Here is a 15,005-nt window from a genome sequence, read left to right on the forward strand (position 1 = left end):
TCCGGGTCAACCATTACTCAAGCTCGGAGATCGTCATGAGTGTCACCGCACAGGTCGTCCAGAACTTCACGTCTTCGCAATCTTCGCTCCAGCCGGTACCCGTGGCCCTGGCCGCCGGCGACGGGATCGGTCCGGAGATCAGCCAGGCGGTCTGCCGCATTCTCGATGCGGCCGGATCCCGCGCGTCCTTCGTGCCCATCACCGTCGGCGAGCGCAGCTACCTCGACGGCGTGAGTTCGGGTGTTTCGCCCGAGGCCTGGGCCACGCTGCGCGAGCACCGGGTGCTGCTCAAGGGTCCGATCTCCACGCCCCAGGGCGGCGGCTACAAAAGCGTCAACGTGACCCTGCGAAAGTCGCTGGGGCTGTTCGCCAACATCCGGCCTTGTCGGTCCTGGCATCCCTGGGTGGCGACCCGCCATCCCGATATGGATGTGCTGATCGTGCGCGAAAACGAGGAAGACACCTACGCCGGCATCGAGCACCGCCAGACGGCCGAGGTCACCCAGTGCCTGAAATTGATCACTCAGCCGGGTTCGGAGCGGGTGATCCGCTACGCCTTCGAACTGGCCCGGGCCCAGGGACGGCGCAAGGTGCACTGTTTTACCAAAGACAACATCATGAAGATCACCGACGGGCTGTTCCACCAGACCTTCGACCGGATCGCTGCGGAATACCCGGATATCGAATCGTCCCATCTGATCATCGACATCGGCACCGCGCTGCTGGCCGACCGGCCGGAAATGTTCGACCTGATCGTCGCACCAAATCTCTACGGCGACATCATTTCCGATGTCGCCGCCCAGATCACCGGGTCGGTTGGACTGGGCGGCTCGGCCAACATCGGGCCAGAGTTCGCCATGTTCGAAGCGGTCCACGGTTCGGCGCCGGACATCGCCGGACAGGACATCGCCAATCCCTCCGGCATGCTGCTGGCGGCGGTTGACATGCTCCGCTACATCGGCGACACCTCGACCGCGTCACGCATTCACGCAGCCTGGCGCAAGACCCTGGCCGAAGGGCTGCACACGGCTGACATCCATCGGGCTGGCCACAGTCGGAAGCGGCTCGGTACCCAGGCGTTTGCCGACGCGATCATCGAGCGACTCGACCGGTCGGGCGCGGAGCCCGGCGCAGACTGGCCGCGGGTCCACTGCGCCTGGCCCAAAGCCACCGAGCGACCCGCCAAGCGCCTGGTCGGGGTTGATGTCTTCCTTGACCACGACGGGCGCGATCCCGAACGCCTGGGCCGGACCGTCGAGGCACTGACCCTGAACAGCGGGCTGACGCTTTCGCTGATCACCAACCGGGGGGTAAAGGTCTACCCGAACGGCCTGCCGGAGACCTGCTGTACCGATCACTGGCGCTGCCGCTTCCGCTCGCCGAACAATGCGCCAATCGAGCACCGCCAGATCATCGAGCTGCTGGAGATGTTCGAGGCCGCCGGCCTGGATTTCATCAAGACCGAGCATCTCTATACCTTTGACGGGCAGCCCGGATTTTCTCTGGGTCAGGGCGAGTAGTGTTGGGGTCGGCGAAGCCTCCCGCGCGACTGCGGCAGAGCCTGGGCGTCTGACCCCTCACCCACTTAAGCCTCATTTTCTTGAACTCTGGTCGCTGTGCTGGCAAACTCAGGTCGTGTGTTGAAACGTGATCCGTCTTTTACTTTTGTTTTGGGGGTTCAGCATGAGATTGATATTGGCAGTTTTCTTTTGGAGTGCATTTGTTTCTTGGGTATCGGCCGAAGTACCGACGGTTGTGGCCGAGACCGATCAGCATTGGATTTATTCAGATCACTCCATGCGCGCGAAACCGGTGCTGGAGGAGCCAGAGCAGCTGACCGAGGCGGAGCTTGCGCAGAAACGCGAAGAAGTGCGTCGAGAACTGACCGCCGCCAAAGACGGTCGAGCAGCGCGCGCCGAGAGCGGGGTGCCGGGGGTCTGGCGCGGCTTCGGCGGAGTGCCATTCGGTTGTAACGGTCCTGTTGATGCCATTGAGCGCGGCCCGGGCGGCAAAATTTATCTGGGCGGAGACTTTTCGGCCTGCAATGACGTAGTGGTCAACAACATTACAGCCTGGGATCCTGCCACCAACACCTTCGAAGCCTTGGGCGAGCCGGCAGGTGTCGATGGACCCGTAACTGATCTTGCCGTCGCGCCAGACGGCAGCCTGATTGTCGTGGGTTCATTCATTTTTCGCGCTGGCAGTGAGTTTGTTGACGCTGTTGCCCGATGGGATGGCGCCGCTTGGTCGGGTGTTGGCGAAGGCTTTTTTAATAGCACCATCAACTCCGTGGTTGTTGACCCGGGTACGGGCGATATCATCGTAGGCGGCGGTTTCACTCAAATTTTCCCTTCGGGACAAGATCCACTACAAGTCAATCACATTGCCAGGTGGGACGGGTCGGCGTGGAACGTGCTGGGCGATGGCTTTAACTGGACTGTTGAGGCGCTCGAACTGGTGGATGGAATGCTGTTTGCTGGCGGCCGATTCACCGGGTCCGGCGACGGCTCACAGACGTTCGACAGAATCGCCAGCTGGGACGGCACCCAGTGGACGGGTGTTGGGGGCGGTGTTGATGGATTCAGGGTAGATTCGCTGGCTACCAATGGAACCGAACTCTTTGTCGGCGGCAGTTTTGACAACGCAGGAGGTCAGCCGACGGGATCAATTGCTGTCTGGGATGGCGCTGCCTGGAGCGGCATCAACGGCCCGTGCTGCATCGGCGATCTGCACTACGCCGACGGGCGCCTGTTTGTGACGGGCGGGTTCAGTCAGGTTGACGGGTCATCTTTGCCCCGAGTCGCCGTGTGGGACGGGAGTAACTGGTCTACCCCTTCAAACAGCCGCTTTTCGGGCTTCGGAGAAGCCATCTTCTCGGACGGCGGCGATGTTTTCATTGGCGGAAATTTTTCCGTAATCGGCACCTTTTTTTGGCAGGACTACCCGGACGTTGGAACTCTGGCTAACCGCGTTGCACGCTTTGATGTTGATGATACCGAGTGGCGCGCCCTAGGCAATGGAACTGGCAATAATCTGAACGGGACTGTGCGCGATCTGCTGCAGTATCAGGGTGAACTCTGGGTTGCCGGCAATTTCGATTTTGCGGGCACGCGACCGATGCCGCTTGGCGTCGCGCGCTGGGACGGACAGCGGTGGCTGCGTGCGCCGGTAGAAGGCTCTCAATTTCTATGCGGCGTTTTCAAAGACTTTGAGGTGGGCGCTAGCGGAGAGTTATTAGGCTTGACCTCGTGCTTTTCGTCTTCGGGGGATGTCGTTTTCAGCAGTACTGCACAATTTGACGGAACAAGCTGGCAGCCGCTTGCGCAAGGTCTCAACGGAAACCCCGTGGGCGTCGAGGTCGATCCTGTCACGGGTAATGCCTACTTTTATGGCGCCTTTACCGAAACGGTCGGAGATGCCCCGACCGCGGTCAACCGCATCGCGCGCTGGGATGGTGCCGCCTGGAGCTCCGTTGGCGAGGGCGCGGAGAACGGCGTGTCCCGATCCACATCCTCGTTCGCAGACATCGACTCAATCGCCGCATACGACGGTCAGATTATGATCGAAGGATTCTTCGACCGGGCCGGCACGACCGAGGCAGATGGCTTGGCGCTGTGGAACGGAGAGGCCTGGGTTGTTCCCGGTGATGGCCTGACCATAGGCGAAAACAGCGGATTTGTCAGTGCGCTGGAAAGCCAGGGCCCAACGGTCTTCGCGGCAGGCCGCTTCAGCACGTCCGGCGCGCAGCAGGTGACCGATATCGCGCAGTGGAACGGGACCGAATGGCTGCCGTTGGAAGGAACTGTCGGAGAGGGCATCAGGTTCTCTCCGAGAGTGTTGTCTGCGACAAACGATCTTCTTTACGTCGGCGGGTTCTTTTCAGAGGCGGGCGGCCGGCCGGCCCGTTTTCTGGCGCGGTGGGACGGCAGCGACTGGCAGTCCTTGGGCGAGGGTGCGGAGAATGGTTTAGCGCGATTCGATGGGGGTATTGGTGCCATCCTTCCAACCTCGCAGGGCGTCTTTGTGGGCGGCAGGTTTGGTGGCTCCAGTGGGGTGACATCGCCGAACCTCATTTATTTTGCCGACCCCGATCTGATTTTTGACAGCCGCTTTGAAGACAGACCTTATTTAGAGTGATGCAGGGCAGCCGTTGTTTTGTTGCTATCCCACATCGACAAACTGCTCGGCCGGGCCGATCCAGCGCTCGATGAGTTGCCGGGCCTGCTGCCCATCGACCCGGTCCGCCAGTTGCTCGACCCGATCCAGCAAAGCTTCATCGCGAGTAAGATCGGCGATGCGGAAGCGCAGCGCGCCGGTCTGGCGTGTACCGAGTACCTCGCCGGGCCCGCGCAGCTGGAGGTCCTTTTCGGCGATGACAAAGCCGTCGGTGGTCTCGCGCATCACCTCAAGTCGCGCGCGGGCGGTCTCGCCCAGGGGTGGCTTGTACAGCAGCACACAGGCGGCCTGATCGCTGCCGCGGCCGACCCGTCCTCTGAGCTGATGAAGCTGGCTCAAGCCCAGGCGCTCGGCGTTTTCGATGATCATCAGGCTGGCGTTGGGGACATCGACGCCGACCTCGATGACGGTGGTGGCAACCAGCAGGTGAATCTCGCCGGCGCTGAAGGCGGCCATCACCGCCTGCTTGTCGGCCGGCTTCATGCGCCCGTGGATCAGCCCGACGCGAAACTCGGTCAGCTGCCGGGCCAGCTCCTGGGAGCGGGTTTCGGCGGCCTCGGCCTCGAGTACCTCCGACTCCTCGATCAGGGGACAGACCCAGTAGGCCTGGCGCTTTTCGCGCAGGGCGCGGACCAGCCGTTCGATGACCTCGCCGCGGCGCTGCTGGCTGGCGGCCACCGTGGTGACCGGCTTGCGCCCGGGCGGCAGTTCATCGATCACCGAGACGTCCAGACCGGCGTAGGCGGTCATGGCCAGAGTGCGCGGGATGGGGGTTGCGGTCATGACCAGCTGGTGCGGCTGATGCGTTCCCTTGCGGCCCTTGTCGGCCAGGGCCAGGCGCTGGTGGACGCCGAATCGATGCTGTTCGTCGACGATGACCAGGGCCAGCTCGCGAAACGCGACGGCTTTCTGGAACAGCGCATGGGTGCCGATTGCCACGGCCGCGTCGCCGGCCAGGCGTTCCAGCGCCTCGGTCCGGGCCCGGCCCTGAACCTTGCCGGCCAGCCAGACCGGCTCGATGCCCAGTGGCGCCAGGTACTCGCTCAGGGTCCGGAAGTGCTGCTCGGCCAGGATCTCGGTCGGCGCCACGATCGCGGCCTGGTGGCCGGCAGCGGTGGCCGTGACCAGCGCGGCGGCGGCGACCACGGTCTTGCCCGACCCGACGTCGCCCTGCAGCAGGCGCCGCATGGGCATTTCCCGGCTGAGGTCGGCGCGGATCTCTTCGATGACCCGAAGCTGTGCGCCGGTGGGCCGAAAGGGCAGCGCCGCGAGCAGTTGCGCGACCTTCCCATGTGGATCGCTCAGCGCCGGCGCCCGCTGCTGCGCGCGCGCCCGGTTGACCCGCGCCAGCGCCAGGTGATGGGCCAGAAGTTCTTCCAGCGCCAGGCGCTGTACCGCCGGATGGTGGCCTTCGGTCAGCGCTTCCAGATCCTCGCCGGGTGGCGGTGAGTGAATGACCGTCAGCGCGTCGCGCAGACCGATGGCGGGGTGATCCTCGGGCAGCAGTTCCACCAGGTCCAGTTGACCGCTTTTCAGTCGACTCAACGTCGCAGCGATCATGCCGGCCAGCCGGGCCTGGCCGAGCCCCTGGGTGGTGGGATAGACCGGGGTCAGTGAGTCCGGCAGGGGCGGTGATTCTCCATCTTTGAGCGACTGGCACTGTGGATGGGCCATTTCCAGGCCACCGGGGCTGAGCCGGACCTCGCCGAAGCAGCGCAGGCGCTGGCCTTCGCTGAACAGTTTGAGCTGCGAAGGATAGAAACGAAAAAGCCGCAGACTGATCTGGCCGGTGTCGTCGGCCAGCGTGGCCACCAGCATGCGGGTGCGGCCGTAGCGGATGTCGCGGTGGACGATACGGCCTTCGACCTGCACGCCGGTACCCGGCCGAACCTGGTTGAGCGGGGTCAGCCGGGTGCGATCTTCAAAACGCAGCGGCAGGTGGAACAGCAAATCGCTTTCGCGCACCAGGCCCAGTCCGGCGAGGCGCCCGGCCAGCTGCGGGCCGACGCCGGGCAGTTCGCTCAGCGCGCGGTCAGCGCTCATGGTGACCGGCGAGCTCAGTCTGCCGCGGGCAGCACCAGGACGGCGTCCATTTCCACCGGTACACCCTTGGGCAGCGCGGCGACCTGGACCGCTGCGCGGGCCGGATAAGGTTCGGAGAAATACTCCGCCATGATGGCGTTGACGGTCTGGAAGTGCCCCAGGTCGGTCAGGAAGATGTTGAGCTTGACCAGATCGTTCAGGTGGCCGCCAGCCGCTGCGGCGACGGCTGCGAGGTTGTCGAACACCTGTCGGGTCAGGGCCTCGAAATCACCGGCCAGGACCTCCCCGGTGCCGGGTACCAGCGGAATCTGGCCCGACAGATACACCGTATTGCCCGCCCGCACCGCCTGCGAGTAAGGACCGATCGCGGCGGGCGCGCGATCGGTCTGGATGGTGGCTCGATTCATGGCCGGATCATTCGCACTCGCCGATACGGCGGCCGGACATTTCGATGGTGCTCTTCATCGGGCCCATCGGCGTTTCGGCCTGACTGGTGATCAGGCCTTCGCTGCGGTCGCCCATGAAGGTCAGTTCCATGGTCATGTCCATGGTCATGCCGTCGGCCTGGCAGACCATTTCATAGCTGGCGCCGTCGCTGCGCATGTCCTCGCGCGTGACCTCGCACTCTTCCATGTCCATGTCGCCCATGAACGTATCGGCCTCGGCAACGTCTTCCTCGGTCACGCAATCCGTTGTGGTGTCGGTCTGCTCGGGAAAGGGGAAGTCGGCTTCCACGGTCATGCGGGTCTCGTATTCCCACTGTCCGGGCTCGATATTGGGCGTTTCGGCCTGTGCTAGAGAGATCAGGCCCAGGGTCAGGGTCGCGGTCAGGATTCGAATCATTGCGTTCAAGTTGCTGCTCCGTCAAAGGTGGATGGGAGGGGCCGATTTTGCCGGGCCGTTCAATACACTACGGAAATCGAGCGGTGTTCGTGCCAGCTGATTGTCCGTAGACCAGCACTGATTGTACCGCGCTGGTCCGCTCACGCCTCAGCCGGGAGGCGGGTCTTCCCCGTTGGGTGTGAACCTGAGCGCAATCCCGCGACCGGCATGCTTGGCCCGGTACATGGCTGCGTCGGCCCGCATGAAGAGTTCCGGCTCGTCGCGCCCATCCTCGGGATACAGCGCGATGCCGATGCTGCAGGCGATGGAAAGCTCGTGTTTGTCGACCTGAAACGGCCTTCGGATCTGTTCAATGATGCGCTCGGCAATCGCCTGCGCTTCTTCGGGTGCAGACAGGTTGTGCAGCAGGGCCAGAAATTCGTCGCCGCCAAAGCGGGCGGCGATATCGGGCTCGCGCAGGGCATTGTTGATGCGTCGGGCGACCTGCACCAGCAGCAGATCGCCTACCGCATGACCGTGGGCATCGTTGACCGGCTTGAAATGATCCAGGTCGATGAACAGCAACCCGACCAACGTCCCCTTGCGGTTTGCCTCGCGCATTGCCTCGGCCAGCAGTCCGGTCAGGCGCGCCCGGTTGGGCAAACCGGTCAGGGCATCCTCGTTCGCCATCCGGATCAACTGTTGCCGGTCGCGATGCCTCTGGGTGACATCGCGAACGATGCCGATCAGTGAATCCAGGTCGCCACCGGCATCGTACATCGGAGAGAGGCTGACCGCGTGCCAGCGCCAGTTGCCATCGGCGTGTTGAACCCGGTATTCATCGCTTTTGCGGGGTTTGCCGGATTTGATCACGTTCCTCAGCATGGTCTGCAGTCGCGGCAAGTCATCCGGGTGGACGAAATGCTCGACAGGGCGGCCGATCACTTCGCGAGGTTTCAGACCGAGGTAGCTTTCGACGTTTGGAGAGGCGTAGCTGAGCTGCCCATCGATGCTGGAGAGCACAATCAGGTCACTGGCGCCCTCGACCACATGACGGAAGCGGGCCTGGCTTGCCTGGGCTTCGCGGACGCTGGTTTGCAGCATTCGAATCAGGATAAAGCTGATGGCGCTGAACACCAGCCAGGCGATGGTGCCGGCAATGATGGCCGCGCGCCAGACGCTCAGTGCATCGGCGCGGCGGATCGAGGCGGCAATCACCAGGCCGTAGTTGCTTATCGGGCGCAGATGGACAATCCGTGCCTGCTTGTCCAGGCCGGCTGCCAGAGACTGCGTGATCGGTTCGGTCAGCGGTGGTTCCAACTCGGCGATATCCAGTATTTCAACGCCGACACCGTATTCGGCCAGCTCAGGTAATCGAAAGACCAGTCGTCCCTCCTGTGTCAGCAAGGTGATCGAAACGCCGTCCCGACTGACAAGCTCGCTGAAGGCATTTCGAAGGCTGTTGACCGACAGCATGCCCACCGCCACTCCGAGCAGGTTTCCGTCCGTGTTGCGCAGTGCTCTTGACAGGCTGATAAACCAGTTGTCCGGGTTCACCAGGGATGCCTGGGGCGGCGAGATGAACAACTCACTGTCCCGGCTTTCAAGATGATGCAGGAAATAATCGCGGCCAGATATTTCGGGTACTTCTTCGGTCGACGACGTTACGAGGGGGCGACCGTCGCTATCAATTACGGCCAGATTCTTGATCAGCGGATGACTGTTCTGGCGGTAACCAAAGAGCGTTGTGGCCGCTGACGCGGACAATGACCGATCTATCAGCAGCTGGCGGGCGGCCCGGGAGATGAAACGGTCCAGATCATCGAACTCCTGGAGGATCAGGCGCTGGTAAGCCAGGGCGCTATTCTCGGCCTGCCTTTCTGCCCGCTCCGTGACGCGGTCATATAAAGACGCGGTTGCCGCCGCCAACAGCAGGCCGACGATAACGGTCAGTAATAGCCACAGCCCTTTAAGTTCAATGGATTGAGTGGCATCAGCATACACCACGAATACAACCCCCGACCTTGATTCCCCAAGAGCAATATACACCCTGGGAAGGGCTGCGAGAGGCAGTCCAGCCTGAAAACCTCGCCGGATCTACGGCGTTGCCTGGTGGTTGCCGAAGTCCTCGTGCAGCCAGTCGCGCAGCCGGTCCATGCCGGCAGCGGGCCGCGAGTGGTCGGGAACCAGTCCGTCGACGAATCCTCGCTGGCGGAAAGGCTTCAATAGGCGGGGGTTTTTGGAGATCACGTGCACGGGGACGGCATCGCTGGCCTCATGGCCGGTGATCAGGGTGGCTGGCTGGTGATCGCCGAGGAGAATCATCAAGGTGTTGTCGTCAACAAAGCGGGCGGCGAAGTCGAGGCTGACGTGGATGGAATAGTCGACGCTGCGGGCAAAATGATCGCGGACCCGCTCGATGTCCTGCCACAGCTCCTGGGGCGTTTGCCCGGCATCACGCCAGCGCTCGAAGACCGCGCCGTCGGCGATCCCGTCCCAGTCGGGCAGCACATCTAGGATCGGCGTCCAGGGCGCGTGGCTGCTGATCAGGGCGATCTGGGCAAAAAGCGGTTGCGCCGCCTGCGGCCGCAGCGTGTCCTGGAAGCGGTGGAGGGTGTACTGATCGGGCATGGTCACCCAGTTCAGCGCGGGACCGGCGTAGTCAAGGTCGCGGGCGGCAAAAATCCGGTCGAAGCCCAGCTGTCGGCCCTCCGGCCACGGCATGATGATGGCCGGCATGACCGCCATGGTCTGGTGCCCGGTGGCGCGGAAATCGTCGATCAGGCTGTTGTGGTGGGACTCCAGCAGCAGCCGGTACCAGAGCTGGTTGTCGATCCAGCGGCCGCTGAGTGCTGTGGCGTGCGACAGCCAGGACTGACCGCCGCGGATCGGAGATTCCAGCAGCCCGCTGACCACCGAAACCCCGGCCTGTTCGAGTTCTCCCTGCATGCGTTCCAGGGTGGGCGTGACGAGCTGGCGGTAGCGGTCGAGCTCGAAGATCGTGGCACCATACGACTCGATGAAGATCATCAGCACGTCGGTGTCGGCCAGGCCGCTGAGCGCTTCCGCCGGTCGCGGCATGTCCGGCGCTGCATCGACGAAGGCGATCCGTGCCCGATGGGTAGAGCGCACCTGTTCGAGCTGGAAGCTGAGCGTATCCCATACCGGTGTGCGCGCCACCGGCATCAGGCGCAGGCCCTGGGTTTCCATGGCGCCCAACAGCAGGGCCGAAAAGGCCACCGCCCCGGCGAAGATCCTGTCCGGGCGCCGGTGGGCGGCGCTGATGGCCAGCACACGGGCAACCACCCAGGCCAGCACAAAGAGAAGCAAAAGAACGGCCGCAAAAATTAATACCGCGGCGACCCTGCCCAGATTGCCGTCGAGCAGGTGGAAGCTGGCGCTGAGCAGGTTGATGTCGAAATACAGATTGAGCGGACGACTGAGCACCTGGTGAATGGCGCCGTCGCTGAGGCCCAGAATCACGGCCGTCATGACCACGACAACGGCCAGCCAGCGCAGCAGGCGCGTCGCTCGCCGGTCGGGCAGCAGCGCAAAGCCGGCGGCCAGCAGCCAGGCTTCCCACGCCAGCCAGCGTCCATCGCCGAAACCGAAGCGCAGCCACAGCGGCGCAATCAGCAGCACGTTGAGCAGCAATCCCGCGCCCAGCAGGAGCAGCAACGGACGCCGCCTGGCAGCGGTGATTGAGGATTTCACGGCGGTGAACGACCATGGAACAAATGGAAGCTGCTTATCGTGACACATCCTCGTCCGCGCGCCGCGTGAATCGGGGCGCGCGCTTGTTTGGTTGGGCACTGGTGGCGGGTCTGATGACGTATGCCGTCTCCACCCAGGCGCTGGAACGGTCCGACGTCGCTGACAAGGCTCAAGCCCTGGCCGCGCGCGACTGGCAGCCGCCGGATCCGCCGGCCCCGGCTCTGGCGGCTCTGGATTACGACCAGTACCGTGCGATTCGTTTCGATCCGGACCGCGCGCTGTGGCCGCAGAACGAAGGATTCCGCGTCCAGTTCTTCCATCCCGGTTTCCTGTTCAACGAAACCGTGCGTATTCATGAGATCGACGAAGGCGCTGTTGATGACGTGCCGTTCGACCCCAAGCGTTTTCGCTTTGATCGGCCGCTGGAGGGTCCGCCGGTGGCCAGTGCGGCGGGCTATGCCGGTTTTAGGGTCCACTATCCGCTGAACCGGCCCGAGCGGCATGACGAATTCCTCGTGTTTCTCGGGGCTTCGTATTTCCGCCTCATCGGGTCAGGACAGGTCTACGGTCTGTCCGCCCGCGGTCTGGCTTTGAACAGCGGTGGCAGCGGGGCGGAAGAGTTTCCGGTGTTTCGCGAGTTCTGGCTGCAGCGACCGGAGCCGGGTCAAGAACGTTTGCGCCTGCTGGCCCTGCTGGACAGCCCCTCGGTGACCGGCGCGTTCGCTTTCGAAGTGGAGCCCGGAGACCCGACGTCCATGGTTGTCGACGCACAGTTTTTTGCCCGTCGCGATCTGGTTCGGCCCGGTATCGCTGCACTGACCAGTATGTTCAAGCACGGCGATACCGGGCCGGTTTTAGTCGACGACTTTCGACCTCGCGTGCACGACTCCGACGGATTGCTGGTGCGCAGCAGTCGTGGAGAAGCCCAATGGCGGCCGTTGTCGAACCGGGCCCGGGTTCGACTGAGCGGGTTTGAAGACGATGCCGCGCCGGAGGGTTTCGGGCTGCTGCAGCGGCGGCGCCAGTTCGAGGATTTCCAGGACCTGGAAGCACGCTATGATTTACGACCCGGCCTATGGGTTGAGCCGCTGGCCGGTGACTGGGGCGCGGGGCGAGTGGAACTGGTCGAGATTCCGACCGAAGACGAGACCTTCGACAATATCGTTGCCTTCTGGGTACCCGATGCGCCGATTCTGGCCGGTGAGTCTCGTCGTTATCGCTATCGGCTGACGACGGTAGATGGGTTCAAGTCAAACGAGGGCCTGGCCCAGGTGAGGGCCACGCATACGGGCCGAGCCGGAATACCGGGGCAGGAGAACTGGCGCGATCGTTCTCGACGCCGCTTCGTGATCGAGTTTGACGGGCCCGCGCTTGCTGATGCCGAAGGCGTGGAACTGAGCGCCCGGACCCGCGGCGGCCGCTTGCTCGAGACGCGATTGGAGCATCTGCCCGAAACCCGCGCTATACGAGCCGTCGTTGCCCTGGACCCCGACGAGGAGGGCGGACCCTCCGATTTGCGCGTTTTCCTGCACGTCGACGAGCGTCCGGTGTCGGAAGTGTGGAGTTATGTGTGGTATCCGGATGAGATTGATCGACAACTTTGATCTGCGCCGACGGCTGTTTCTGGCGCTGGTGCTGTGCACCGGCCTGCTGGGTCTGGTGGGCCTGTTCCAGGCCCTGGCTGCGGCGGGGGTGGACCTTTTCGCGCGCATTCCGCTGGCGCTGCTGTTCGCCCTGACCTTCACCTGGATCGCGGTTTCGTTCTGGCACGCGGTGATCGGCTTTGTCCTGGGCGTGCTTCGACGAAACCCGTTCAGCCTGCGCCCCGAGCCCGGACCGTCTGCCTCGGCTCCTGCGCCGGGTGCCCACCGTACGGCGCTGGTCGTGCCCATCTACAACGAAGATCCGGCCGCGGTCTGCTCCGGTATTGCGGCGATGGCGGCCTCGCTGCTGGCCTCCGGCCGGTCCCAGGGCTTCGAGTTTTTCGTGTTGAGCGACACCTGGGACGCCAACATTCTGGCCGCCGAGCAGACCGCGGTGGCCGATCTTCAGGGCAAGCTCGGCGAGCGTCTGCCGCTGCGCTATCGCCATCGCAGCAACAACGTGGGCCGAAAAGCGGGCAACCTGGCCGATTTTTGCCGCCGCTGGGGGCGCTGCTACCAGTTCATGCTCGTCCTCGATGCCGACAGCCGCATGGATGCGGCCAGCATGCTGCGGCTGGTCGCCACCATGCAGAGCGATCCCCGCATCGGTCTGATCCAGACCGTGCCCGTTCCGGCCGGCCAGCACAGCCTGTTCGCGCGCCTGATGCAGTTTGCCGCGGCGGTCTATTCACCCATGCTGGCCACCGGCCAGGCGTTCTGGCAGGGTCGAACGGCCAACTACTGGGGCCACAACGCCCTGATCCGGATTCCGGCGTTCATGGCCAGCTGCGGCCTGCCCGATCTGCCGGGCAAGCCACCGCTGGGCGGTGAAATCCTCAGCCACGATTTCGTCGAGTCCGCCCTGCTGGTTCGTGGCGGCTGGTCGGTGGTGCTGGATACCGCGCCACTGGCCAGTCACGAGGAAGTGCCGGGCAACCTGGTCGACTACCTGGTTCGCGATCGTCGCTGGATGCAGGGCAACCTGCAGCATCTGCGCCTGCTGCGGCTGCCCGGGCTGCATCCGGCCAGTCGCGTGCACTTTCTGTTCGGGGCCTGTGCTTTCTTGTCGTCGATCGCCTGGCTGGGTCTGATCGTTCTGGGCCTTGTTACCATGCTGCAGCACCCGGCCGCGGCGGTCGAGCTCGCGGCCGGGGCGCAGACCTGGAGCCTGACCCTGCTGACGGCGACGCTTGGCCTGTTGTTCGGGCCGCGCCTGCTGGGCCTGCTGCTGGCCTCGCTGCAGCGGCCGCAGGCCTTCGGCGGTCGCGTCCGCCTGCTGGCCAGCGGTGTGCTCGAGGCCGTCGCCGGGGTCCTGCTGGCGCCGGTAATGATGCTGTTTCACGTGCGTTTCGCGCTGGAAATCGTGTCGGGTTCCAGCGTCGGATGGTTATCGCCGCCGCGGGGGGATCGTGGCCTGACCTTTTTCGAAGCCCTGACCCGAACCGGCCTCGCCAGCGTGTTCGGCCTAGCCTGGATGGTTCTTGCCGCGATCCAGACGCCGCAGTATCTGTGGTGGATGAGCCCGGTCTGGCTGGGTTTGCTGCTGGCCCCGCTGCTGACCTGGGCCTCGAGCAGCCGCCGCCTCGGCGAGGGGCTGCAGGCCGCCGGCTTGCTGCTGACGCCGGCCGAGCTGGGCCCGGCCCCGGCGCTTGCGCGCGGCCCGGTCGAGGCCCAGCGCACCCGCCTGGGACGGACACCCGCCGCGCCGCCACCGGAGTGCCCGGGTCGCATGCCGATACAGTGCCTGGGTCACGCTGTCCCGGACCGCCACAAGACCCGCTACGGGAGGATCGGTGTCTGAGCGCCTGAAGAATGGCCTGGGTCTGCTGCGCTCGCTGTTGATCTACCGGCGTCCGGGTCGGCAGCGCGCCTTGAGGAGGTTTTACCGGGTCTTTGTCCAGCCCGGTGACCGGGTGTTCGATGTGGGCGCGCACCTGGGCGACCGAACGACGGCTTTCGCCGCCCTGGGCGCGCGCGTGCTGGCGCTGGAGCCCCAGCCTCGCCTGTTTGCCTGGCTGCAGCGCCTGGTCGGGCGGCACGAGGCGGTGACCTGTTTGCCGCTCGCCGTCGGCTCTGAGCCCGGCACCCTGGAGCTGGCCACCAGCCGGACCAACCCAACCGTGGCCAGCCTGTCGCCGCAGTGGCGCGCGCGCGTGGTCCAGGCGCAGCCGGGCTTTGCCGGCGTGAACTGGGATAGCCGGCTACGCGTCGAGGTCACCACCCTGGATCACCTGATCGCGCATTACGGCGAACCGGTCTTTTGCAAGATCGACGTCGAGGGCTTCGAGCCGGAGGTGCTGGCCGGCCTGTCGCGCCCCTTGGCCGCGCTGTCGGTGGAGTTCGTGGCGGGCGCGTTGGACCAGGCCCTGGCCTGCGTGGAACGGCTCGAGCAGCTCGGCGCTTATCGCTACCAGGTCGTTGAGGGCGAGCGCCGGGAGTTTTTCCTGGCCGAGTGGATGGATGCCGAAGCCATACGAGCCTGGCTCGAAGCCGGCGCCGGGGGCCTGGCCTCCGGCGACCTATACGCACGAAGGTCGGTTAACGGGGGCGATGGCGGTGCCAAGAACCACGCCCATCGTTTAGTGTAGAAGAACATTGCTTGAAGGC

At 64.3% G+C, this 15,005-nt stretch carries 10 protein-coding genes; 5 read left to right on the forward strand and 5 right to left on the reverse strand.

Going from position 1 to position 15,005, the window contains the following annotated elements; all coding sequences use genetic code 11:
• The first annotated feature begins 35 nt into the window (after nt 1-35).
• Nucleotides 36-1,520: an NADP-dependent isocitrate dehydrogenase gene (locus tag G3I74_RS07660; RefSeq protein WP_164210999.1), complete on the forward strand. Its 1,485-nt coding sequence runs from the start codon at nt 36-38 to the stop codon at nt 1,518-1,520.
• Nucleotides 1,521-1,683: 163 nt separating this feature from the next.
• Nucleotides 1,684-4,137: a WD40 repeat domain-containing protein gene (locus tag G3I74_RS07665; RefSeq protein WP_164211000.1), complete on the forward strand. Its 2,454-nt coding sequence runs from the start codon at nt 1,684-1,686 to the stop codon at nt 4,135-4,137.
• A 24-nt stretch (nt 4,138-4,161) separates the two neighbouring features.
• Here G3I74_RS07665 and recG read toward each other — a convergent pair whose 3' ends face one another.
• The 5 genes from recG to G3I74_RS16190 form a co-directional block, all read right to left on the reverse strand.
• Complete coding sequence (recG, locus tag G3I74_RS07670) at nt 4,162-6,219, reverse strand: ATP-dependent DNA helicase RecG (RefSeq protein WP_164211001.1); 2,058 nt, start codon at nt 6,217-6,219, stop codon at nt 4,162-4,164.
• Nucleotides 6,220-6,233: 14 nt separating this feature from the next.
• Entirely contained in the window at nt 6,234-6,626 is a 393-nt protein-coding gene (locus tag G3I74_RS07675) for a RidA family protein (RefSeq protein ID WP_164211002.1), read from the reverse strand.
• Nucleotides 6,627-6,633: 7 nt separating this feature from the next.
• Nucleotides 6,634-7,062 carry a DUF3617 domain-containing protein gene (locus G3I74_RS07680; RefSeq protein ID WP_164211201.1) on the reverse strand — a complete coding sequence of 143 codons (429 nt, stop codon included), beginning with the start codon at nt 7,060-7,062 and terminating at the stop codon, nt 6,634-6,636.
• 147 nt (nt 7,063-7,209) lie between these two features.
• The gene (locus G3I74_RS07685) at nt 7,210-9,048 is read right to left on the reverse strand and encodes a diguanylate cyclase domain-containing protein (protein WP_164211003.1); all 1,839 of its coding nucleotides are present in this window, start codon (nt 9,046-9,048) and stop codon (nt 7,210-7,212) included.
• 90 nt (nt 9,049-9,138) lie between these two features.
• Nucleotides 9,139-10,755, reverse strand: a complete 1,617-nt coding sequence (locus tag G3I74_RS16190; RefSeq protein WP_203594617.1) for a sulfatase-like hydrolase/transferase — start codon at nt 10,753-10,755, stop codon at nt 9,139-9,141.
• Between the two features lie 113 nt (nt 10,756-10,868).
• Between G3I74_RS16190 and G3I74_RS07695 the strand changes: the two genes are divergently transcribed.
• From G3I74_RS07695 to G3I74_RS07705, 3 genes are read left to right on the forward strand one after another with little or no spacing between them, the layout of a single operon-like run.
• Nucleotides 10,869-12,359, forward strand: coding sequence for an OpgD/OpgG family glucan biosynthesis protein (locus G3I74_RS07695; RefSeq protein WP_164211005.1), 1,491 nt, complete (start codon nt 10,869-10,871; stop codon nt 12,357-12,359).
• On the forward strand, nt 12,337-14,199 hold the full coding sequence (gene mdoH / locus G3I74_RS07700; RefSeq protein WP_164211006.1) for a glucans biosynthesis glucosyltransferase MdoH: 1,863 nt from the start codon (nt 12,337-12,339) through the stop codon (nt 14,197-14,199). The genes G3I74_RS07695 and mdoH overlap by 23 nt, the downstream gene beginning before the upstream one ends.
• Nucleotides 14,192-14,986 (forward strand): FkbM family methyltransferase, encoded by a 795-nt coding sequence (locus G3I74_RS07705; RefSeq protein ID WP_164211007.1) that lies wholly within the window; start codon nt 14,192-14,194, stop codon nt 14,984-14,986. The genes mdoH and G3I74_RS07705 overlap by 8 nt, the downstream gene beginning before the upstream one ends.
• The last annotated feature ends 19 nt before the right edge of the window (nt 14,987-15,005 follow it).

Origin of the sequence: Wenzhouxiangella limi, assembly GCF_010499265.1 — a bacterium.
GTDB classification, from domain to species: domain Bacteria; phylum Pseudomonadota; class Gammaproteobacteria; order Xanthomonadales; family Wenzhouxiangellaceae; genus Wenzhouxiangella; species Wenzhouxiangella limi.